The sequence below is a fragment of the Psychroserpens mesophilus genome, from assembly GCF_050617655.1.
Taxonomy (GTDB): domain Bacteria; phylum Bacteroidota; class Bacteroidia; order Flavobacteriales; family Flavobacteriaceae; genus Psychroserpens; species Psychroserpens mesophilus_A.
The window spans coordinates 1-238 of the sequence record NZ_JBODQC010000480.1 but is presented as its reverse complement, the minus strand read 5'-3'; the positions used below and the strand labels follow the sequence as shown (position 1 = coordinate 238).

Here is a 238-nt window from a genome sequence, read left to right as displayed (position 1 = left end):
GCCGCCGACTCGGTGATCGTGCCGATGCAGTGCGAGTACTACGCGCTGGAAGGCCTGAGCGCGCTGGTGGAGACCATCGAGGCGCTGCGCACCAGCCTGAACCCGGCGCTGGAGATCGAAGGCGTGCTGCGCACCATGTTCGATGTGCGCAACAACCTGGCCAACGCGGTCTCGGCCGAGCTCACCGAGCACTTCGGCGACCGCGTGTTCCGCACCATCGTGCCGCGCAACGTGCGCC

Annotated in this window: 1 protein-coding gene; it reads left to right on the top strand. The window is 68.1% G+C overall.

The genetic code is table 11. The features are described from left to right. On the top strand, positions 1-238 hold a 238-nt coding region (locus tag ACRHNM_RS18080; RefSeq protein ID WP_431138012.1), incomplete at both ends, for a ParA family protein.